18 protein-coding genes and 1 pseudogene are annotated in these 20284 nt (G+C 66.1%); 16 read left to right on the top strand and 3 right to left on the bottom strand.

What is annotated here, in order from left to right; translation table 11 throughout:
* The first annotated feature begins 10 nt into the window (after positions 1–10).
* From ACK4FJ_RS00560 to ACK4FJ_RS00535, 6 genes are all read left to right on the top strand, one after another.
* Positions 11–430: a rhodanese-like domain-containing protein gene (locus ACK4FJ_RS00560; protein WP_409762407.1), complete on the top strand. Its 420-nt coding sequence runs from the start codon at positions 11–13 to the stop codon at positions 428–430.
* A complete protein-coding gene (locus ACK4FJ_RS00555; RefSeq protein WP_409762404.1) occupies positions 427–1539 on the top strand; it encodes a CaiB/BaiF CoA transferase family protein in 1113 nt (370 codons plus the stop codon). Before ACK4FJ_RS00560 ends, ACK4FJ_RS00555 begins: the two co-directional genes overlap by 4 nt.
* A gap of 1 nt (position 1540) precedes the next feature.
* A complete protein-coding gene (locus ACK4FJ_RS00550; RefSeq protein ID WP_409762401.1) occupies positions 1541–2314 on the top strand; it encodes a glucose 1-dehydrogenase in 774 nt (257 codons plus the stop codon).
* Between the two features lie 82 nt (positions 2315–2396).
* Positions 2397–3179 (top strand): SDR family oxidoreductase, encoded by a 783-nt coding sequence (locus ACK4FJ_RS00545; RefSeq protein ID WP_409762398.1) that lies wholly within the window; start codon positions 2397–2399, stop codon positions 3177–3179.
* Positions 3180–3259: 80 nt separating this feature from the next.
* Positions 3260–3850, top strand: coding sequence for a TetR/AcrR family transcriptional regulator (locus tag ACK4FJ_RS00540; RefSeq protein ID WP_409762395.1), 591 nt, complete (start codon positions 3260–3262; stop codon positions 3848–3850).
* Positions 3847–4272, top strand: a complete 426-nt coding sequence (locus tag ACK4FJ_RS00535; RefSeq protein WP_409762392.1) for a PaaI family thioesterase — start codon at positions 3847–3849, stop codon at positions 4270–4272. The genes ACK4FJ_RS00540 and ACK4FJ_RS00535 overlap by 4 nt, the downstream gene beginning before the upstream one ends.
* Before the next feature lie 89 nt (positions 4273–4361).
* Here the strand turns inward: ACK4FJ_RS00535 and ACK4FJ_RS00530 are convergent, their stop codons facing one another.
* Positions 4362–4829, bottom strand: a complete 468-nt coding sequence (locus ACK4FJ_RS00530) for a carboxymuconolactone decarboxylase family protein (protein ID WP_409762389.1) — start codon at positions 4827–4829, stop codon at positions 4362–4364.
* 202 nt (positions 4830–5031) lie between these two features.
* On the opposite strand from ACK4FJ_RS00530, the gene ACK4FJ_RS00525 reads away from it, so the two are divergent.
* From ACK4FJ_RS00525 to ACK4FJ_RS00495, 7 genes and pseudogenes are all read left to right on the top strand, one after another.
* On the top strand, positions 5032–6579 hold the full coding sequence (locus tag ACK4FJ_RS00525; protein ID WP_409762386.1) for an acyl-CoA carboxylase subunit beta: 1548 nt from the start codon (positions 5032–5034) through the stop codon (positions 6577–6579).
* Complete coding sequence (locus ACK4FJ_RS00520) at positions 6576–7862, top strand: GTP cyclohydrolase II (protein WP_409762383.1); 1287 nt, start codon at positions 6576–6578, stop codon at positions 7860–7862. Before ACK4FJ_RS00525 ends, ACK4FJ_RS00520 begins: the two co-directional genes overlap by 4 nt.
* 24 nt (positions 7863–7886) lie before the next feature.
* Positions 7887–9119: a URC4/urg3 family protein gene (locus ACK4FJ_RS00515; RefSeq protein ID WP_409762380.1), complete on the top strand. Its 1233-nt coding sequence runs from the start codon at positions 7887–7889 to the stop codon at positions 9117–9119.
* Positions 9120–9159: 40 nt separating this feature from the next.
* A complete protein-coding gene (upp, locus tag ACK4FJ_RS00510; RefSeq protein WP_409762377.1) occupies positions 9160–9798 on the top strand; it encodes a uracil phosphoribosyltransferase in 639 nt (212 codons plus the stop codon).
* Between the two features lie 126 nt (positions 9799–9924).
* Positions 9925–10581, top strand: coding sequence for a FecR domain-containing protein (locus ACK4FJ_RS00505; protein ID WP_409762374.1), 657 nt, complete (start codon positions 9925–9927; stop codon positions 10579–10581).
* A gap of 501 nt (positions 10582–11082) precedes the next feature.
* Positions 11083–12201, top strand: a complete 1119-nt coding sequence (locus tag ACK4FJ_RS00500; RefSeq protein WP_409764858.1) for a type III PLP-dependent enzyme — start codon at positions 11083–11085, stop codon at positions 12199–12201.
* Between the two features lie 322 nt (positions 12202–12523).
* Positions 12524–14116: pseudogene (locus ACK4FJ_RS00495) on the top strand (ATP-binding protein); the annotation flags it as partial.
* A gap of 42 nt (positions 14117–14158) precedes the next feature.
* Here ACK4FJ_RS00495 and ACK4FJ_RS00490 read toward each other — a convergent pair.
* Entirely contained in the window at positions 14159–15130 is a 972-nt protein-coding gene (locus ACK4FJ_RS00490) for an NADPH:quinone oxidoreductase family protein (RefSeq protein WP_409762371.1), read from the bottom strand.
* Positions 15127–16299, bottom strand: coding sequence for an MFS transporter (locus tag ACK4FJ_RS00485; protein WP_409762368.1), 1173 nt, complete (start codon positions 16297–16299; stop codon positions 15127–15129). The genes ACK4FJ_RS00490 and ACK4FJ_RS00485 overlap by 4 nt, the downstream gene beginning before the upstream one ends.
* A 127-nt stretch (positions 16300–16426) precedes the next feature.
* Between ACK4FJ_RS00485 and mtnA the strand changes: the two genes are divergently transcribed.
* Genes mtnA through ACK4FJ_RS00470 form a run of 3 tightly spaced genes read left to right on the top strand, consistent with a single transcriptional unit; the run spans position 16427 to position 20169 of the window.
* Positions 16427–17521, top strand: coding sequence for an S-methyl-5-thioribose-1-phosphate isomerase (gene mtnA / locus ACK4FJ_RS00480; RefSeq protein WP_409762365.1), 1095 nt, complete (start codon positions 16427–16429; stop codon positions 17519–17521).
* A 17-nt stretch (positions 17522–17538) separates the two neighbouring features.
* On the top strand, positions 17539–19593 hold the full coding sequence (locus ACK4FJ_RS00475) for a bifunctional aldolase/short-chain dehydrogenase (protein WP_409762362.1): 2055 nt from the start codon (positions 17539–17541) through the stop codon (positions 19591–19593).
* Between the two features lie 9 nt (positions 19594–19602).
* Positions 19603–20169, top strand: coding sequence for a septation protein A (locus ACK4FJ_RS00470; RefSeq protein WP_409762359.1), 567 nt, complete (start codon positions 19603–19605; stop codon positions 20167–20169).
* Positions 20170–20284: the final 115 nt, after the last annotated feature.

Raw genomic sequence — 20284 nt, 5'->3', positions numbered from 1 at the left:
AGGAAACCCGATGCGCAAAGGCTACAAGGCCCTGGTCGCCGAGGCGATGGCGGAAATCGTCACGCTCACGCCGCAGCAGGCGGCCGCGAAATTCAACGATCCGAATGTCGTGTTCGTCGATATCCGCGATCCGCGCGAGCTGGAACGCGACGGCATGATCCCCAACGCGCTGCATGCCACGCGCGGCATGCTGGAATTCTGGATCGATCCGGAAAGCCCGTATCACCGCAAGACCTTCGCCGAGGACAAGGAATTCATCTTCTACTGCGCCGGCGGCCTGCGCTCGGCGCTGGCGACCAAAACCGCCAAGGAGATGGGGCTGGAAAAGCTCGCCCATATCGAAGGCGGCTTCGGCGAGTGGAAGAAGCAGGGCCTGCCGGTGGCCGAATGGCAGCCGAAGAGCCCCAAGAGCGACGGTGAAAAGAAATGAGCGGTCCGCTCTCTGGGTTGAAAGTGATCGAGATGCCGGCCATCGGCCCGGTGCCGTTCTGCGGCATGCTGCTGGCCGATCTGGGCGCCGCCGTGCTGCGCATCGACCGCACCGGCGATGTCGATCTCGGCCTGCCCATCGAACCGAAATACGAACTGCTCGGCCGCGGCAAACGCTCGCTGGCGCTCGACCTGAAAGACCCGAAGGCCATCGCGCTGGTGCTCGACCTGATGGCGAAGGCCGATATGGTGCTGGAAGGATTCCGCCCCGGCGTGATGGAGCGCCTGGGCCTCGGGCCGGACGTAGCGCTGCAGCGCAATCCGAAGCTGGTCTATGGCCGCATGACCGGCTGGGGCCAGGAGGGCCCGATGGCGCCGGCGGCCGGCCACGACATCAACTACATCGCGCTGACCGGCGCGCTGCATGCCATCGGCACGACCGGCCAGCCGGTGCCGCCGCTCAACCTGGTGGGCGATTTCGGCGGCGGCTCGCTGTATCTGGCGATGGGTCTGCTGGCGGCTTTGTACGAGCGCCAGCAATCGGGCAGGGGCCAGGTGGTGGATGCCGCCATGGTGGATGGCGCGGCATCGCTGATGACCATGTTCTACGGCATGAAGGCGGCCGGCCTGTGGAGCGACCAGCGCGGCACCAACATGCTGGATGGCGGCGCGCCGTGGTATGGCACCTTCGAGTGCAGCGATGGCCGCTTCGTCGCCATCGGCTCCATCGAGGGCAAGTTCTATGCCGAGCTGATCCAGAAGCTGGGCCTCGATCCGGCCATCCTGCCCAAGCAGCATGACCGCAAACGCTGGCCCTCGCTGCAGGCCGCCATCGCCGCCACCTTCCGCACGAAAACGCGCGACGAATGGTGCGCCATCATGGAAGGCAGCGACATCTGCTTCGCGCCGGTGCTGAGCCTGGAGGAAGCGCCGAAGCATGCCCATATGGCGGCGCGACAGAGTTTTGTCGCGCCCGACGGCGTGACGCAGCCGGCGCCGGCGCCGCGTTTCTCGCGCACGCCGGGCGCCATTCGCAACCAGCCGCCGAAGCGCGGCGAGGGCGGCGAGGCGGCCCTGCGCGACTGGGGCCTTGCGGCGAAGGAAAGCTGACATGGCGCGCCTGCAGGGCAAGGTCGCGCTGATCAGCGGCGCGGCATCGGGCTTCGGCCGGGCCGCCGCCGAACTTTTTGTTGCCGAGGGCGCGCAGGTGATCCTCACCGACCGCAACGATGGCGCGGCTGTTGCAGCGGCGCTTGGCCCCAAGGCGCGTTTCCTGTCGCTGGACGTGACTAAGGAAGACCAGTGGCGGTCCGTGGTCGCCGATGTGGCGGCACGGGAAGGCCGGCTGGACGTGCTGGTCAACAATGCCGGCATCGGCCTGCATCGCAACGTCACCGAGATGACGCTGGCGGAATGGCGGCTGGTGCAGGCGGTGAATTCCGACGGCGTGTTCCTCGGCTGCAAGCATGCCATTCCGCTGATGAGGCAATCTACGTCTGATAAACCGGGCGGCGGCGGCTCGATCGTCAACGTGGCATCCGTTGCCGGCAAGGTCGGTGCGCCGCAGATGAGCGCCTATTGCGCCTCGAAAGGCGCCGTCACGCTGTTCACCAAGGCGCTGGCGATGGAAGCGGCCTATGGCCGCTGGAACATCCGCGTCAATTCCGTGCATCCGGCCTATGTCGAGACCGCGCTGGTGCAAAGCCACATCAACGGCTCGCGCGACCCTGAGAAGACGCGCCGCTTCCTGGAAGGCCTGCATCCCATCGGGCATATGGGCACGGTGGAGGATGTGGCGCAGGCGATCCTCTACCTGGCCAGCGATGAATCGAAATTCACCACCGGCTCGGAACTGCTGGTCGATGGCGGCCTGACGGCCCAGTAGTTGCCGCAGCGATTGCAGCTGGGGCACGGTAGCGCTATCTGTTGAGCGGTTTTATTCGATCCGATCATCAGGAGAACGAGTCATGGATTTCGGCATCAGGGGCCGTAACGCTCTGGTCTGCGCCGCCAGCAAGGGTCTGGGGCTGGGCTGCGCTGTGGCGCTGGCGAAGGAAGGCGTGAATGTCACCATCACGGCGCGCGGCGCCGAGGTGCTGGAACAGGCGGCCGCGAAGATCCGCGCCGAGGCGCCGGGTGTGACGGTGAAGACCGTGGCGGGCGACATCACCACCGAGGCCGGCCGCCAGCAGGCGCTGGAAACCGCCGGCCAGATCGACATCCTGGTCAACAATGCGGGCGGCCCGCCGCCGGGCAATTTCCGCGACTGGGGGCGCGAGGACTGGATCAAGGCGGTGGACGCCAACATGATCACGCCGATCCTGCTGATCAAGGCGGTGGTGGACGGCATGGCGGCGCGCAAGTTCGGCCGCATCGTCAACATCACCTCCAGCGCGGTGAAGGCGCCGATCCCGATCCTCGGGCTTTCGAACGGCGCGCGCTCGGGCCTGCATGGTTTCGTCGCCGGCGCGTCGCGCCAGGTGGCCAAGGATGGCGTCACCATCAACAACCTGCTGCCCGGCCGTTTCCTGACCGACCGGCTGAAACAGACCATCGGCGCGCAGACCGGCAAGAGCGGATCTGAGCTGGCGGCCGAATTCGAGAAACAGGCCGCCAGCATCCCTGCCGGCCGCTTCGGCACGGCCGAGGAATTCGGCCAGGTCTGCGCTTTCCTCTGCTCGGTGCAGGCGGCCTACATGACCGGCCAGAATGTGCTGCTGGACGGCGGCAATTATCCGGGCAGCTTCTGAACCGCCGATAACGGAGAAGGGGCCGCCGGGCCCCTTCTTTCGGGCCTTGTCATAATTAGACCAGTCTATATAATTATGACATGGCCAGATCGACCGCCGCCGCGAAACAACCCCGCGTTTCCGCCCGCGACCGCTTCGTCGCCATGACGGCGAAGCTGATGTCGCGGCGCGGCTATGCCGGCACGGGCTTAAACGAGATCGTGGAAAAAAGCGGCGCGCCGAAAGGCTCGCTCTATCACTATTTCCCCGCAGGCAAGGAGCAGCTGGCCGCCGCCGCCGTGGACTGGGCATCGGCGCGGTTCATGGCCACGTTGCACGATGAACTGGCCGCCAGCGGCACGGTGGCCGAAGCCATCGGCAATCTGGCCGAGACCATCGCTGGCTGGCTGGAGGCATCGAAATTCCGCGACGGCTCGCCGCTCACCATCGTCGCTGTCGAGACCGGGCCATTCATCGAGCCTTTGCGCCTGGCCTGCGAGGCCGGCTATCGCGACTGGGCCGAGGCGATTGCCGCTGCCCTGCGCGCCGAGGGCAGGAAACCGGCGGAAGCCGCCGACCTTGCCTTGCTGGCCGTCACGTCGCTGGAAGGCGCCGTGATCCTGGCGCGGACGCAACATTCCGCCGAGCCGCTGCGGCAGATCGGCCGCCTGCTGAGAAGGAGTCTGAAATGAGCGAACCACAAACGACGGAAGCCCGGTTCACCCGCGCGCATCTGGAACAGGCCATCGCCATCAGCCCCTTCACCAACTGGGTCGGCACGAAGCTGGTGGATTTCGAACCCGGCGCGGTGAAGATCGCCATCGACGTGCGAAACGACATGACGCAGCACCATGGCTTCGCCCATGGCGCCATCGTCGGCTACATGGCCGATACGGTCTGTGCCTGGGCGGCGGCCTCGGTGGTGGGCGACGTGGTGACCTCGGAATACAAGCTCAACCTGCTGGCGCCGGCGGTGGGCGACAGCCTGGTCGCCACCGGCATCGTGGTGAAGGCCGGCAAGCGCCAGGTGGTGACGCGCGCCGATGTTTTTGCCGTGAAGGACGGGCAGGAGCGGATCGTCGCCACGGCGCTGGCGACGATCGCGCGGGTGTAACCCATAGTTGTCACCCCGGGCTTGACCCGGGGCCCCATTTTCCATCAACAGAATGGGATCCCGGCTCAAGGCCGGGATGACGGACTTGGTCACGCCGGAGCCTTGTCCTTCTCATCCACCGGGTGCGAGGCGCGGAAGCCGACCTGCAGGCGGTTCCACACGTTGATCGCGCCGATCAGCAGGGTGAGCTGTACCTGTTCGGCTTCCGAGAACTGCGCCTTGACCAGCTCGTAATCGGTATTCGGCGCACCGGTCTGCGGCAGCAGGGTGAGCGCCTCGGTCCAGGCCAGTGCCGCCCGTTCGCGGTCGCTGTAAAGCGTGCTCTCGCGCCAGGCATTCAGCATGTAAAGCCGCATTTCGCTGTCGCCATGCTTGCGGGCGTCGGTGGCGTGCATGTGGATGCAGAAGGCGCAGCCGTTGATCTGCGAGGCGCGCAGCTTCACCAGATGGCGCAGGCTTTCTTCCGGGCCGCTTTTTTCGAAGCTGGCTTCCAGCGCCATCATGGCCTTGATGCCGTCGGGGGCGGATTTGTGCGGGTATTTCAGTCGGGGGGTCATCGCTTTTCTCCTGCGCGCACCATGCGCGCTCATGACAAAGACGGGGCAGGGATGGCCGGTGTGACAGCCGGCCAGGGCAAATCCTGTCCTGCCGCCGCGTTAAGCTTTGGGGACAGGCGGTTACAGAGCCATTCCGGCCATTGTGCCGGCCTGCGGGCGGCGTTAGACTCCATCGCTTTCCAGTGCCAAGAGGCCAAAAAACATGAGCTGGGAAGCCGAGATCGCCGAGTTGCGGCGGCGTGAAGAGATGGCCCGCCGGATGGGCGGGCCCGACAAGATCAAGCGCCAGCATGACGGCGGCAAGCTGACGGTGCGCGAACGCATCGACCAGCTGCTCGACCCTGGTTCCTTCCACGAAATCGGTGCCATTGCCGGTCGCGCCGTCTACGACGCCACCGGCCAGCTGCAGGATTTTTCGCCAACCAATTTCGTGTTCGGTCGCGGCAAGGTCGATGCGCGGCCCGTGGTGGTGGGCGGCGACGATTTTACCGTGCGCGGCGGCGCGGCCGATGCCGCCATCTGGCAGAAGCAGGTGATGGCCGAACAGATGGCGCATGAACTGCGCATCCCGATGATCCGCCTGGTGGATGGCACCGGCGGCGGCGGTTCGGTGAAATCGCTGGAGATGGAAGGCCGCACCTACGTTCCGCTGCTGCCCGGCTGGGAACATTGCGTGACGAACCTGAGCACCGTGCCGGTGGTGGCGCTGGCGCTGGGTTCGGTGGCCGGCCTCGGTGCTGCCCGCACTGTCACCAGCCATTTCTCGGTGATGGTGGAAGGCATCTCGCAGATGTTCATCGCCGGGCCCCCCGTTGTGGCGCGCACCGGCGTGGAAATGACCAAGGAGGAACTGGGCGGCAGCGAGATCCATGCCCGCGCCGGCGCCATCGACCTGGCGGTGGCCAGCGAGGAAGAGGCGTTCACTGCTGCGAAACGCTTCCTGTCCTACCTGCCGCAATCGGTTTACGACCTGCCGCCGCGCATCGCACCGCAGGACGATCCGCAGCGCCGGGTCGAGAAACTGCTGTCCGTGATCCCGCGCGACCGCCGCCGCGTCTACAAGACGCGCGAGATCCTGGATGCCGTGCTGGACGAGGGCAGCTTCTTCGAGATGGGGCGGCTGTATGGCCGTTCGGTGATCACCGGCCTGGCACGGCTGGATGGCTGGCCCGTCGCAATCCTGGCCAGCGATCCCTATCATTATGGCGGCGGCTGGACCGCCGATGCCGCGCACAAGATCACGCGCTTTATCGACCTGGCCGAGACCTTCCACCTGCCGGTGGTGCATTTCGTCGACATTCCCGGCTTCCTGATCGGCCCCGAGGCCGAGCAGAGCGGCACCATCCGCCATGGCGCCCGCGCGCTCACTGCCGTGTATCAGGCCACCGTGCCCTGGTGCTCGATCATCCTGCGCAAGGCTTTCGGCGTGGCCGGCGCGGCCCATTCCAATCACACGCGGCTGCGCTACCGTTATGCCTGGCCGTCGGGCGACTGGGGCAGCCTGCCGCTGGAAGGCGGCATCGAGGCGGCCTATCGCGCCGACCTGGAGAAGGCCGAGGACCCCGCCGCGCTGCTGAAGGATATCGAAGAACGGCTGAACCGCGTGCGCTCGCCGTTCCGCACGGCAGAAGCCTTCCTGGTGGAAGAGATCATCGATCCGCGCGACACCCGTCCGCTGCTGTGCGAATTCGCCAACCTGGCGGCCCCTTTGCGTAAAACCGGTCCCTCAAGCTTTGGGTACAGACCATGAGTACGACAGACATCCCCAATATCCCGAACGAGAAGAAAGCCGCGCCGAAGTCGATTGTCCTGACTTCGCATCCCAGCACTTCGGCGAGCGCCAAGCCGCTGCCGGTGGAGTGGGGCGCCGCCGATCCGCGCCAGCGCGGACCTGTTGTGGCGACGCTGAAGAATCCCGGCGGCAAGAATGCCATCGGCACGCATTCGGGCGCCTATTCGCTGTATCGCGCATTGGCCATCGCCGCCGGCCAGCTCAAGGCCGAGCACAAGCCCGACCTGACCAACACTGCGCCGGCCGAACCCATCGGCCCGTTCCCGCAATGGGCGGATCCGGAAAAGATCGTCTCGATGGACCCGTGGGGCCATATGACGACGGACGTCTTCGCAGCGCAGATCGCCGCCGGATGGGACATCCGGCCAACCATCGCGGTGACCAAGGCGCATATCAACATGCCCGAGCTGCACCAGGCCATCCAGGCCGGCCGGCTGAAGCCCGACGGCGACATCCTGGCCGCCAATGGCGACGTGAAGGTGACCAAGATGGCGGTCGAGCCGGTCTGGTGGCTGCCCGGCGTCGCGAAGCGCTTCAAGATCAGCGAGACCGAACTGCGCCGCGGCCTGTTCGAGCAGACCGGCGGCATGTTCCCCGAGCTGGTGACGCGGCCCGACCTGAAGGTATTCCTGCCGCCCATCGGCGGCATGACCGTCTACCTGTTCGGCGATGTCTCGAAGCTGGGCAAAAAGGAAACCAAGATCGCCTGCCGCATCCATGACGAATGCAACGGCTCGGATGTGTTCGGTTCGGATATCTGCACCTGCCGGCCCTACCTCGCGCATGGCATCGAGGTCTGCATCGAAGAGGCGCAGCAGGGCGGCGTGGGCGTGATCGTCTATAACCGCAAGGAAGGCCGCGCATTGGGCGAGGTGACCAAGTTCCTGGTCTACAATGCGCGCAAGCGGCAGGAAGGCGGCGACCGCGCCGAGGCCTATTTCCAGCGCACCGAATGCGTAGCCGGCGTGCAGGACATGCGTTTCCAGGAGCTGATGCCCGACATCCTGCACTGGCTGGGCATCGGCCGGATCGACCGGCTGGTCTCGATGAGCAACATGAAGTTCCAGCCGATCGTCGACAGCGGCATCCAGGTGGTCGAGCGTGTGCCGATCCCCGACGAACTGATCCCCGCCGATGCCAGGGTGGAGATGGATGCCAAGAAGGCGGCCGGCTATTTCACCGATAGGGTGCCGGACGAAGACGAACTGAAGAAGGCCAAGGGCCGCGGTCTTGAGGAATAATTTGGTCTCGAGGAGTAGGTATCAGTGGGTAACCTGAACGATCCGGCCCAGGCCGTTGCCTGGCTGCGTACGCCGCAGGCGGTGCGCGACCGCTGCAACCAGCTTTTCATGCTGGCCGAGCGCGATGCGCTGCCGAATTTCGAGATGCATCTGGAAGCCATGCCGGCGACGGCGGAATATGTGGCGCAGGTGATCCGCGAGAATTATCCGACCCTGCAGATCCCCTATCATGCGCGCTGGCGCCATTTCGCCGCCGGTGGCGTCGACCGCTGGGGGCAGCTTGCGGCAACGCTGAAAGGCGTGGATGCCGACGAGGTCGCCCGCATCCGCTTCGACCTCTGCGTGGTCAGCGTGCTGCTGGATGCCGGCGCGGGTGCGCAATGGGCCTTCACGGAAGAGGGGCGCAAGATCGCGCGCTCGGAAGGCCTGGCGGTGGCCAGCCTGCATGCCTTCAAAAGCGGGCTGTTCTCGGGCGACAAGGCGCAGCCCCTGCGCGCCGATGCCGCCGGCCTGATGCCGCTGGCGCCCAATGCCATCGCCCATGCCTTCCAGGCCGACGATACCAATCCGCTGCTGGGACTGGACGGCCGCGCGGCGCTGATGCGCAACCTGGGCGCGGCGCTGAAGGCCCGACCGGACCTGTTCGGTGCGGAAGCCCGCATCGGCCGGCTATATGATCACCTCAAGGCGCAGGTGAAGAATGGCAAACTCGCCGCCAGCGCGATCCTGGCGGCGGTGCTGGATGGGCTGGGCCCGATCTGGCCGTCGCGCATGACACTGGATGGCGTCAATCTCGGCGATGTGTGGCGCCATCGCGGCATCGTCAGCGGCGACCTCACCTCGGGTCTGGTGCCGTTCCACAAGCTGTCGCAGTGGCTGAGCTACTCGCTGGTGGAAATCTTCGAGGATGCCGGCATCGCGGTAAGCGGGCTGGACGATCTGACCGGCCTGCCGGAATACCGCAACGGCGGCCTGTTCATTGACACGGGCGTGCTGAGCGTGCGGCACGAGGCGCTGCTGAAATATCCCATCCCGGTCGAGGACGAGGCCGTGGTGGAATGGCGCGCGCTGACCGTGGCTTTGCTCGACCGCATCGCCGATCCGGTGCGGGCCATCCTGGGCAAGACGGCGGCCGAGATGCCGCTGGCGCGCATCCTGGAAGGCGGCACCTGGGCGGCCGGGCGCAAGATCGCCAGGGAGAAGCGCGCCGATGGCGGCCCGCCGCTCAGCATCGCCAGCGACGGCACGGTTTTCTGATTTCCGACGCGGTTTCTGATTTCTTGGGGGAAGACACACAATGAACGCCTTTCCGAATGCGACGGTGGTCAATCATCCGCTGGTGCAGCACAAGCTGACGCTCCTGCGCCGCAAGGAGGTCTCGACCGCCGAATTCCGCCGCCTGGTGCGCGAGCTGAGCCTGCTGCTCTGCTACGAGGTCACCCGCGACCTGCCGCTGGAGAAGGTTTCCATCGAAACCCCGCTGGAGGAGATGCAGGCCCCGATCCTGGCCGGCAAGAAGCTGTGCTTCGTCTCCATCCTGCGCGCCGGCAACGGCATCCTGGACGGCATGCTCGACCTCGTGCCCTCGGCCCGCGTGGGCCATGTGGGCCTCTACCGCGACCCCGAAACGCTGGTGCCGGTGGAGTATTACCTGAAGCTGCCCGATGATGTGCGCGAGCGCCTGGTGATCGTGGTCGATCCCATGCTGGCCACTGGCCATTCCGCCGCCGCCGCCGTCACCCGCCTGAAAGAGGCGGGGGCAAGCCAGATCAAGTTCGTCTGCCTGCTGACGGTTCCCGAGGGCCTGCGCGTCATGCAGGACGAGCATCCCGACGTGATGGTCTATACCTGCGCCATCGACCGCCAGCTCGACGGCCATGGCTATATCCGCCCGGGCCTCGGCGATGCCGGCGACCGCATCTACGGCACGAAATAGCCTCACAGCCTGTCGCAGCGCGCAGCTTCGTAGCTGCCGTCACAGTTTCCGGACTGGCATCCCGCTGCGGATGTACCAGATGGGTTGCACAGTAGCCGCAACCCACCACAACCCCGGAGCCGTGTCATGGCTGTCGCCCTTCGCCGCGCCCTGCGCGTCACATTTACCCTCGCCGCTGCCGTTGCGGCAGGCCTTGCTGCCAGCAGCTGGGCGGCCGACAGCCGCGCCGCCTCGGACCGCATCGAACTGGCTGCCGACCTGCCGGCGCTGCCGGTGGCGGCTGCCATGGGGCCGGCCGCGAAGGTGGTGGGCCAGGAAAGCCGCCGTGGCCAGCCGGTCGCCCTGGGCGGTCGCATCGCCAGCGGCCCGGGCTCGGGGGTCAAGTTCACCCTCAACGACCGCAGCGTGGTGATTATCGGCCCGAACAGCGTGATCAGCGTCGAGGAATTCGCCGCCGACCGGGTCGTGCTGCGGCTCGAGCGCGGCAGTTTCCACCTCGATTCCGCCAATCCGGGCAGCATCTATGTCGTGCTGCCGACCGGCACGGTGACCGTGCGCAGCGCCATCGTGGCCGGCCGCATCGGCCCCGACAGCACCCAGATCGCGCTGCTCAGCGCCGGCCGCGCCGAAGTGACGGGCTTTGGCGGCCAGAGCGTGCGGCTGGAGACTATCGGTGATGCCACGCGCATCCTTGGCCTCGGCGCTCCGAGCCAGCCGGCCCCGCTGTCGCCTCAGGCGCTGCAGGATCTGACGGGCCTCACCAGCCAGATCGCCGCCCGCTGAGTCGCCGGCGCGCCGGGAGACTCGTCTGGGCTGCGCTCCGAGGCGCGGCGAGCCGGCGGCGAGGCGTGGCGCAGAGGAAGGTTATTGTTTTTTTATCACACTGCCGCTCGCCGCCGACGTGGACCCGCGCCGAAGTCTGATTTGAAGAAAGCCGCATTCCATGCGGCTTTTTTGTTGGTCGTGACGGTGTCGCGTCGGCCTGCTCGCGCGGCCTCGCGGCAGCGGCCGGGAAAAAATTTTGGCCGGCCCGCGATTTCCTATTGCAATGGGGACGCGATGCTGTAAATACCGCTTTCAACGACGCACCCGCACGTGCCGATGGCCCCTGGCAGGTTATGCAACGACGAACGCGTCCTTTTTGGTCGCACAGCGTGAGCTGTGCCGGTTCAAAGCCGGTCCGAGAGGGAGGTTTCGATGCTTGCAGCCGCTGGCCGCACCAACACCCGTCTGCGACGTTCTTCGTCCAAGTCGCGTATTGAGCCGGGTCTACTCACCCCGAAGATGCAGAAGTTCCTCGCCGAGGCGAAGGACTCCGAGCCGTTCCTCGTCGTCGATGTCGACGTGGTCGAGCATAACTACCGCGAGCTGCGCCGCCTGCTGCCGCTGGCCAAGGTCTACTACGCGATCAAGGCCAACCCGGCGCCGGAAATCCTGCGCCGCCTGCGTTCGCTTGGTTCCTGCTTCGATACGGCTTCGGCCAACGAAATCCAGCAGTGCCTGAATCAGGGCGTCACGCCGGACCGCATCTCCTTCGGCAACACCATCAAGAAGAAGCGCGACATCGCCTGGGCCTATGAGAAGGGCGTGCGCCTCTATGCCTTCGACTCGCTGTGCGAGCTGGAGAAGCTGGCCGAGGTTGCCCCGGGCTCGCAGGTCTTCTGCCGCGTGCTGATGCAGTGCGAGGGCGCCGAATGGCCGCTGTCGCGCAAGTTCGGCTGCGCGCCGGAGATGGCGGCCGACCTGCTGGTGAAGGCGCGCCAGATGGGCCTCGACCCCTATGGCATTTCCTTCCATGTCGGCTCGCAGCAGACCGACCTGTCGCAGTGGGACAAGGCGGTGGCCCAGGTCGCCCAGATGTTCACCGTGCTGCAGCAGGCCGATGTCGATCTGCGCATGATCAACTTGGGCGGCGGTTTCCCGGCGCGCTACCGGTCCGACATTCCGATGCTGGAAGCCTATGCCCAGGCCGTCAGCCAGGCGATGACCAAGCATTTCGGCAACAACCTGCCGGACATGATCATCGAGCCGGGCCGCAGCCTGGTGGGCGATGCCGGCGTGATCCAGGCCGAGGTCGTGCTGATCTCGCGCAAGGATTACGAAGAGGATCGCCGCTGGGTGTATCTGGATATCGGCAAGTTCTCCGGCTTGGCCGAGACGATGGACGAGGCGATCAAGTACCGGATCGTCACGCCCCGCGACGGTGGCCCGACCGGTCCGGTGTCGCTGGCCGGTCCGAGCTGCGACAGCGCCGACATCCTGTACGAGAAGACCGCCTACGAGATGCCGCTGGCACTCGAGGTGGGCGACAAAATCCAGATCCTGTCCACCGGCGCCTATACGACGACCTATTCGTCGGTCGGCTTCAACGGCTTTCCGCCGCTGAAGAGCTACTGCATCTGACGTAGCCAACCCGACGGTTCCGGTGGGAGCAAAAAGCCGGCCGCGCAAGCGGCCGGCTTTTTTATGGCCATTGCTACCTCTGTGAGCATCGGTTGTCCCTTTCGGCCAACCCGCATTTGCCTAAATCCATCGTCTATAATGGAAAGGCCGATTTTGTGTTGCGGCCGGCGGCGCCCTGTGTGACAAATTTGCGCCCGGAAAACGCGTAAAACGATAAGAATCAGCTTAAATTGTCGGGTGATCGGCGTGGGGGTCGGTTGCAGGCCGCCCCGGCCCCAGCTTTGATCAACGGACCCGGAGGTTCGACGGCGTTGCATCCGCCGTGGGTCCGGGCAAGGGGGGTGAGGTGAGCGAACCGCCGTTCGGCGAAGACCGGTTTCTGTCGTCACTCGCGCGCCATCGCGAGGCGGCGGACGAGTCTGCGCCGGCACCGGAGCCGCCGAACGAAGAATCCCTGCTCTATGCCGCACTCGACACGATGGGCGAGGGGCTGGCGGTCTGGGATGCCGGCCCGAACCTGATCCATTTCAACCGCCGTCTGGCCGAACTGTTCGGCCTGCCCGACAACGCGCTCTGGCGCGGCCTGCCGGCCCGCGATTTCCTCGCGCTGCTGGTTGCGCGCGGTGTGCTCACCATCCGCGCCGAGGAGGCGACGGCCTGGATCAATGCCTATATCGACGCCTCCACCAAGGCCGACCGCAAGCAGGAAGTCCGCCTCACCGACGGCACCTGGCTGAATTTCGATTGGCGCCGTCTGGCCACGGGCGGCTATGTCTCGGTCTTCACCGATATCACGCTGCGCAAGCGCGCCCAGATCCGCCTGCGGCAGGCCGAAGCCAAATACCGCCAGATTTTCGACAATGTGCACGAGGGCATCATCCAGGTGACGCCGGAGGGCCGGGTGCTGGCGGTCAACCGCGCCGGCGCGGCGATTTTCGGTTTCCATTCGCCGGAAGAGATGCTGGCCACCGTGACGCGGGCCGGCGAGCAGCTCTATGTGAACCCCGAGCGCCGCCGCGAGATGATGCGCCACCTGGAACGCTACGGCCTGGTGCGGGACTTCCGGTCCGAGATGCGCCGCTGCGACGGCAGCACGATCTGGGTCGCCAAGACGCTGCGCCGTGTGGCCGACGAGCAGGGCAGCGTGGTGATGATCGAGGGCATGTTCCGCGATGTCAGCACGCAGCGCCGCGCCGAGCTGCAGCTTCTGCAGGCCAAGGAGCAGGCCGAGGAGGCCAACCGGGCGAAATCGGACTTCCTGGCCAATATGAGCCACGAACTGCGCACCCCGCTGAATGCCATCCTGGGCTTCAGCCAGGTGCTGCTGGACGAAATGATGGGGCCGCTGGGCAATGCCAAGTATCGCGAATACTGCCGCGACATCGTGCAGAGCGGGGAGCACCTGCTGGCGCTGATCGGCGATATCCTGGACATGGCGAAGGTCGAGTCCGGCAAGATGGCGCTGGACGAGGAATGGCTGGATCTGAATGAAAGCCTGGAGGCCGCCCTGCTGCTGGTGCGCGAGCATGCCCTGAGCGGTCAGATTGCCCTGCGCAAGACCCTGCCCGGCCCCGCGCCGGCGGTGTGGGGCGATACGCGGCGCCTGCGCCAGGTCTGGATCAACCTGCTGAGCAATGCCGTGAAGTTCACGCCGCAGGGCGGCAGCGTGGACGTGCGCTGCGAAATCCTGCCCGACGGGCGGCTGGAGGTCGCGGTGGCCGATACCGGCATCGGCATCGCGGAGGAAGACATCGAACGCGTGCAGCAGCCCTTCAGCCAGGTGGCCAATGCCCTGTCGCGCAGCCACGAAGGCACCGGCCTGGGCCTGTCGCTGTCGCGCAACCTGATCGCGCTGCATGGCGGCGAGCTGCATCTGGAGAGCCGCCTGGGCGAGGGCACCACGGTGACCGTGACCCTGCCGGCGGAACGCTGCCGGCCCGGCCCGCTGGGCGGATTGTTAGCCGACGCGCAGCACGATTTTTCCGGTGGCCATCCGGTCGGCCAAGCGGCGGAGCGCGGCCCCAGCCTGATCAAGCTGGTAGACAGCGCCGAGCCGCGGCCGCCCCTGGCTGCTGACTAACCACGCTCGCAACGCCTTTTCCTGCTCCGCTCCGGCGGCCGGATTCCGGCGGCCCTGTTCGCCGGCCCGCACGCCGATCAGTTCGACCTCGCGCAGCAGCAGGCGGTTGGCGGCCGGTGCTGGGCTGGCGCCGCCGGCAAAACCGATCACCAGCCAGCGGCCGGCCGGCGCCAGGGCGCGAAACGCCTGGTCGAACAGCGCGCCGCCGACCGGATCGAAGACGACATCGGCCCGCACATCCCGCCACCAGTCCGGCTGGGCCGGATCGAGGCAAAGCGTGGCGCCGGCCTCGCGTGCCGCGCCGCGTTTATCTTCCGATGAAGCGACGGCGACCACGCGCGCGCCCAACCGGGCTCCGAGCGTGACTGCGGCCAGTCCGGTGCCGCCGCCGGCGCCCAGCACCAGCAGGGTTTCGCCGGCCCGCAGGCGGCCGCGCTGGACCAGCGCCGTCCAGGCCGTGATGGCGGCAACCGGGAAGGCGGCGGCTTCCTCGAAGCTCCAGTCATCGGGTTTGGGCAGCAGCGTTTCCGCCCTTGTCACGGCCTCCTCGGCATAGCCGCCGCCGCGCAGGCGCAGGATGACCGCATCGCCCGCCTTGTATTCTTCTTTTACGTCCGGCGCCGTTTCGACGATCTCGCCGGCCGCCTCGAAGCCCGGCACGAAGGGCAGGGACGGCTTGTGCTGGTATTCGCCGGCGATCTGCAGCAGGTCGGGGAAGTTGATCCCCGCCGCCCGGATGGCGACGCGGACTTCGCCGGGCTGCAGTCCACGGCGCGGCAGTTGCGCGTCTTCCAGCAGTTCGGGCGGCCCAAGCCGGCGACAGAGCATGGCACGATAGGTTTCCGTCACAGCGTGGCTTTCGGGTGGATCGCGCGCCAGCCCAGCGCCAGCGTTGTCAGCAGGAGCGCGCCGCCGATCCAGTACGGCACGTTGATGCCAGCAGAGCCGAACAGCCAGCCGCCCCAGAGCGGCCCGAAGGTACGGCCGAGTGCCGCCAGCGATTCCATGGTGCCCAGTGCGATGCCTTGCTGCGTCGCAGGGGCGCTGCGCGAGACCAGGCTGCTGATCGTCGGGCCGATCATCGCCACCCCTGTTGCGGTGAGCAGGATCGAGAGGCCCATCATCGGGGTGGAGACAATCAGATGTGCCATCGCGGTGCCGACAGTGAGGTTGATCATGCCAAGCGTCAGCAGCCGGCGCTCGCCGAACAGCCGGGTCAGTGGTCCGATCAGGACGCCCTGCATGGTCACCACGATGCTGCCGATGAAGGTGAAGGCAAGCCCGACCTCATAGGCATGCCAGTCGAGCCGTGCTGCCGAGAACAGCGGAAACAGCACTTCGATCTGCGAGAAAACGAAGTTGATGACGCAGTTGATCGCGATCAGCGCCAGCACGGTGCGGCTCAACTGCGAGAGGGATGCGAAGGGATTCCGCCACAGTTGCAGTCCGGCCAGGGTATGCGGGGCATCGGGGCGCGTCTCGCGGATCACGAAGACGGCGAGCAGCAGGGCGAGGCCCGAGGTGCCTGCAGCGGCCAGCGCCGGCAGGGTATAGTTCGGATGCAGCGGATCGGGGCCGACCAGCAGGCCGCCGATCAGGGGCCCCAGGATCATGCCGATGCCGAAAGCGCCGCCGATCAGGCCCATGCCGCGGGCGCGCTGTTCCGGTGGGGTGCTGTCGGCGATGATGGCGCGCGCGACGCCGATCTTGCCGCTGCCGATGCCGGCGATGGTGCGCGCCAGGAAAATCGCCAGCAGGCTGTCGGCGTTGGCCAGCCAGGTGTAACCGACCACGGAGAGTGCCATGCAGCCGAGGAAAACCGGCCGGCGGCCGATCCGGTCCGACAGGCCGCCGAGGGGTGTCGCAGAGAGGAACTGGGCGATGGAAAACACCGCCGCCAGCATGGCAATAGTGAAGGGCGAAGCGCCGAAACTGGTCGCGTAAAACGGCAGCAGCGGCAGGATCAGGCCGAAGCCGATCAGGTCGATCACCACGGTCAGCAGCAGAACCGGCAACATTCAGCGAAACCTCTGTGACAAGAGGCCTTTTGGCCGGAATCCGGCATTGCCCCCGGGGGCCGGGTCCGCTACTTTCCGCGCGTTTTTTGGCCGCGCGATTTTCGGGCCGCTTTTCAAAGGGCGAGACATGAAGGTTAAAGGCGTAGCCTACCGCACGATCTGGGTCAATTCCGACGGCTGGTCGGTCGGGATCATCGACCAGACCCGGCTGCCGCATGCCTTCGTCACCACCAGCCTGAAGACCTGGGAAGAGGCGGCGCACGCCATCAAGGCGATGGTGGTGCGCGGCGCACCGCTGATCGGCGCCACCGGGGCTTATGGCCTGGCGCTGGCGATGCGGATCGATCCGTCCGATGCCATGCTGGACAAGGCGTATCACGTGATCAACGAGACGCGGCCGACGGCGATCAACCTGCGCTGGGCGCTGGATCGTGTGCGCAACGCGCTGCATAACCTGCCCATCGAGCAGCGTGCGGCGGCAGCCTATAAAGTGGCGGCCGACATCTGCGACGACGATGTGGCCACCTGCTCGGCCATCGGCGACCACGGACTGAGGATCATCGAGGACCTGTACGAGAAGGCGGGTCGCAAACGCACGATCAACATCCTGACCCATTGCAATGCCGGCTGGCTGGCGACAGTGGACTGGGGCACGGCGATCGCGCCGATCTACAAGGCGCATGACAAGGGCATCCCGGTGCATGTCTGGGTCGACGAGACGCGTCCGCGCAACCAGGGCGCATCCTTGACCGCCTGGGAACTGAACAGCCATGGCGTGCCGCATACCGTGATCGTCGACAATGCCGGCGGCCACCTGATGCAGCATGGCAGCGTCGACATGTGCATCGTCGGCACCGACCGCACCACCCGCGATGGCGACGTCTGCAACAAGATCGGCACGTATCTCAAGGCGCTGGCGGCGAAGGACAACGGCGTGCCGTTCTACGTCGCGCTGCCGCATTCCACCATCGACTGGACGATCCGCGATGGCGTGAAGGAAATCCCCATCGAGGAACGGGTCCAGGAAGAAGTGACGGTGATGAGCGGCCGCACGGCAACGGGCGAGGTCGTGCCCGTCACCATCACGCCCGAGGGCACCAGGGCCGCCAATTTCGGCTTCGATGTCACGCCGGCGCGGCTTGTCACCGGGCTGGTCACCGAACGCGGTGTCTGCGCGGCGAGTGAAGCCGGCCTTACCAAGCTCTATCCCGAATTCGCGTAAAGAGTAGGAACATCCTAATGAAGAATCTCTGGTCCGACCGCGACGCCAAGGCCGCCATCGCCCATTACGCCAGGCAGGGCGTGAACGAGGATCTGGCCCTGCGCACCTACACCACGCGCCTGCTCGGCGGCGTGCCCGACCTGGTGCAGCATGGTGGGGGCAATACCTCGGTGAAGACGCAGATGCCCGATCCGCTGGGCAAGCCGGTGGATGTGCTCTGCGTGAAGGGTTCGGGCTGGGACATGGCGGTGATCGAGCCGCCGGGCCTGCCGGCCGTGAAGCTGCAGCCGCTGCAGGAACTGATCGCGCTTAAAACCCTCACCGACGAGGACATGGTCAACATCCAGCGCTGCAACCTGCTGGACAGCAGCTCGCCCAATCCGTCGGTGGAGACGCTGTTCCATGCCTTCCTGCCACACAAGTTTATCGACCACACCCATGCCTCGGCCGTGCTGGCGATCACCGATCAGCCGGACGGTGCCGAGATCTGCAAAAAGCTCTACGGCAACCGCGTGGCCCTGGTGGATTATGAGATGCCGGGTTTCGGCCTCGCCAAGAAAGCGGCTGCTGCTTATAAGGCCAATCCGCAGGCCCAGGGCCTGATCCTGCTCAAGCATGGCATCTTCACCTTCGCCGAGACGGCGAAGGAAGCCTACGACCTGATGATCGAATTTGTCAGCAAGGCCGAGCGTCATCTCGCCAAGGGCAGGAAGCAGCCCTTCGTGCCGGGCAAGGCGCTGCCGAAGAAGGTCGCGGCGGCGGAAGAGGTGCTGCCGATCCTACGCGGTCTGCTCAGCCTGCCGGCGGGCGATGACGGCGCCTTCACGCGCTGGGTCTTCAACCTGCGCAACAGCGACGAGATCCAGGCCTTTGCGCGCGGCAAGGATGTGATGCGCTACAGCCAGGCCGGCACGGTGACGCCGGACCATGTGATCCGCACCAAGCCCTGGCCGCTGGTGCTGCCGGCGCCGGAAGCCGGCAAGCTGGATGCCTTCAAGGCGGCGGCGCAGAAGGCGGTGGACGGCTATATCAAGAAATACAAGGCCTATTTCGAGCGTCACAATGCCAAGGCGCAGCCGAAGAAGATCATGCTGGATCCGATGCCGCGTGCTCTGCTGATCCCGGGCCTTGGTCTGGTCGGCGTGGGCAAGACACGCAAGGATGCGGTGATCGCCGGCGACGTGGCCGAAATGGCCGTCAGCATCATCACCAGGGCCGAAGCCATTGGCAAATTCACCAGCATCCGGGAACGCGACATCTTCGATGTCGAATACTGGTCGCTGGAACAGGCCAAGCTGGGCAAGGGGGCTGAGAAGCCGCTGTCGCGGCAGGTTGTCGTCATCACCGGCGGGGCAGGGGCCATCGGCGCGGCAACGGCCAAGGCTTTCGCCGCCGAGGGCGCCGAAGTGGCGGTGTTCGATCTCGATGGCGCCAGGGCCACTGAAGTCGCGAAGAAACTGGGCGGCATCGGCGTTGCCTGCGACGTGACGAAACCGGAAGCCGTGCAGGCGGCCTTTGCCAAAGTCGTGCAGCATTTCGGTGGCGTCGACATCGTGGTCTCAAACGCCGGTAATGCCTGGGGCGGCAGGATCGGCGAGGTCTCTGACGATCTGCTGCGCAAGTCGTTCGAGCTGAACTTCTTCAGCCATCAATATGTGGCGCAGGCGGCGACCAAGGTCATGCTGGCGCAGAAGACCGGCGGCTGCCTGCTGTTCAACGCCTCCAAGCAGGCGGTGAATCCGGGCCCGGATTTCGGGCCCTATGGCCTGCCCAAGGCGGCCACCTTGTTCCTGTCGCGGCAGTATGCGCTGGATTACGGCGATCAGGGCATCCGTTCCTCGGCCGTGAATGCCGACCGCATCCGCTCGGGGCTTCTCACGGACGAGATGGTGGCCAAGCGCTCGAAGGCGCGCGGCGTGTCGGAAAAGGATTACATGTCGGGCAACCTGCTGAAGCGCGAGGTGAAGGCGGCCGACGTGGCCCAGGCCTTCGTGCAGCTGGCCGTGGCGAGCAAGACCACGGCGGCCGTGGCCACGGTGGACGGCGGCAATATCGCGGCCGCCCTGCGGTAAAGACGGCTCATGCAACGCACGGCACCGCGCTGGCTGAAGCCCGCCACCGAATACGGGCCGCTGGCGCTGTTCTTCATCGCCTACAGCGTGGAAGGCCTGCTGCCGGCGACGGCGGTACTGCTGGCGGCGACCGCTCTGGGTCTGTTGCTGTCGCTGTTTTTCCTGCGCCGCGTGCCGATGATGCCGCTGGTCACCGCCGGGGTGGTCGGCGTCTTCGGCGGCCTGACCCTGTGGCTGCAGGACGAGACCTTCATCAAGATGAAGCCCACCATCATCAATGCGATCTTCGCCGCCATCCTGCTCGGTGGCCATGCCATCCGCCGGTATCCGCTGCAGCTGGTGCTCGGCACGTCGTTGCCGATGACCGAGACCGGCTGGCGCCAGCTGACCCTGCGGCTCGGCCTGTTTTTTGCCGTGCTGGCCGGCCTGAACGAACTGGTCTGGCGCACCCAGAGCACGGATGTCTGGGTCGCTTTCAAGGTCTTTGGCCTGATCGGGCTGACCGTGGCCTTCATGATGGCGCAGACGCCGTTGATCCTGCGCCACCGGCCCAGGGAAAGCTCGCGAGAGAACTAAGCCGCTTCCTGCCGGTGTCGCGGCCGGCCCGGGCCGGCATTTCAAGGGAGGGCCAAGGGCCGGTTTTCCCGGGTTTTGCCACCGTATAGCCATGGTTCGGGCCTTGCCCGAACCG

Origin of the sequence: Ferrovibrio sp. (assembly GCF_046297595.1) — a bacterium.
Lineage (GTDB): Bacteria > Pseudomonadota > Alphaproteobacteria > Ferrovibrionales > Ferrovibrionaceae > Ferrovibrio.
This window is presented reverse-complemented; position numbering and strand designations above follow the sequence as displayed.

Coding starts and splice junctions, on each gene's coding strand:
- ACK4FJ_RS00545 (WP_409762398.1), top strand. CDS start 2,397: ATGGATTTCGGCATCAGGGGCCGTAACGCTCTGGTCTGCGCCGCCAGC.
- ACK4FJ_RS00475 (WP_409762362.1), top strand. CDS start 17,539: ATGAAGAATCTCTGGTCCGACCGCGACGCCAAGGCCGCCATCGCCCAT.
- ACK4FJ_RS00535 (WP_409762392.1), top strand. CDS start 3,847: ATGAGCGAACCACAAACGACGGAAGCCCGGTTCACCCGCGCGCATCTG.
- ACK4FJ_RS00505 (WP_409762374.1), top strand. CDS start 9,925: ATGGCTGTCGCCCTTCGCCGCGCCCTGCGCGTCACATTTACCCTCGCC.
- mtnA (WP_409762365.1), top strand. CDS start 16,427: ATGAAGGTTAAAGGCGTAGCCTACCGCACGATCTGGGTCAATTCCGAC.
- upp (WP_409762377.1), top strand. CDS start 9,160: ATGAACGCCTTTCCGAATGCGACGGTGGTCAATCATCCGCTGGTGCAG.
- ACK4FJ_RS00485 (WP_409762368.1), bottom strand. CDS start 16,299: ATGTTGCCGGTTCTGCTGCTGACCGTGGTGATCGACCTGATCGGCTTC.
- ACK4FJ_RS00530 (WP_409762389.1), bottom strand. CDS start 4,829: ATGACCCCCCGACTGAAATACCCGCACAAATCCGCCCCCGACGGCATC.
- ACK4FJ_RS00555 (WP_409762404.1), top strand. CDS start 427: ATGAGCGGTCCGCTCTCTGGGTTGAAAGTGATCGAGATGCCGGCCATC.
- ACK4FJ_RS00550 (WP_409762401.1), top strand. CDS start 1,541: ATGGCGCGCCTGCAGGGCAAGGTCGCGCTGATCAGCGGCGCGGCATCG.
- ACK4FJ_RS00560 (WP_409762407.1), top strand. CDS start 11: ATGCGCAAAGGCTACAAGGCCCTGGTCGCCGAGGCGATGGCGGAAATC.
- ACK4FJ_RS00520 (WP_409762383.1), top strand. CDS start 6,576: ATGAGTACGACAGACATCCCCAATATCCCGAACGAGAAGAAAGCCGCG.
- ACK4FJ_RS00525 (WP_409762386.1), top strand. CDS start 5,032: ATGAGCTGGGAAGCCGAGATCGCCGAGTTGCGGCGGCGTGAAGAGATG.
- ACK4FJ_RS00470 (WP_409762359.1), top strand. CDS start 19,603: ATGCAACGCACGGCACCGCGCTGGCTGAAGCCCGCCACCGAATACGGG.
- ACK4FJ_RS00500 (WP_409764858.1), top strand. CDS start 11,083: ATGCAGAAGTTCCTCGCCGAGGCGAAGGACTCCGAGCCGTTCCTCGTC.
- ACK4FJ_RS00540 (WP_409762395.1), top strand. CDS start 3,260: ATGGCCAGATCGACCGCCGCCGCGAAACAACCCCGCGTTTCCGCCCGC.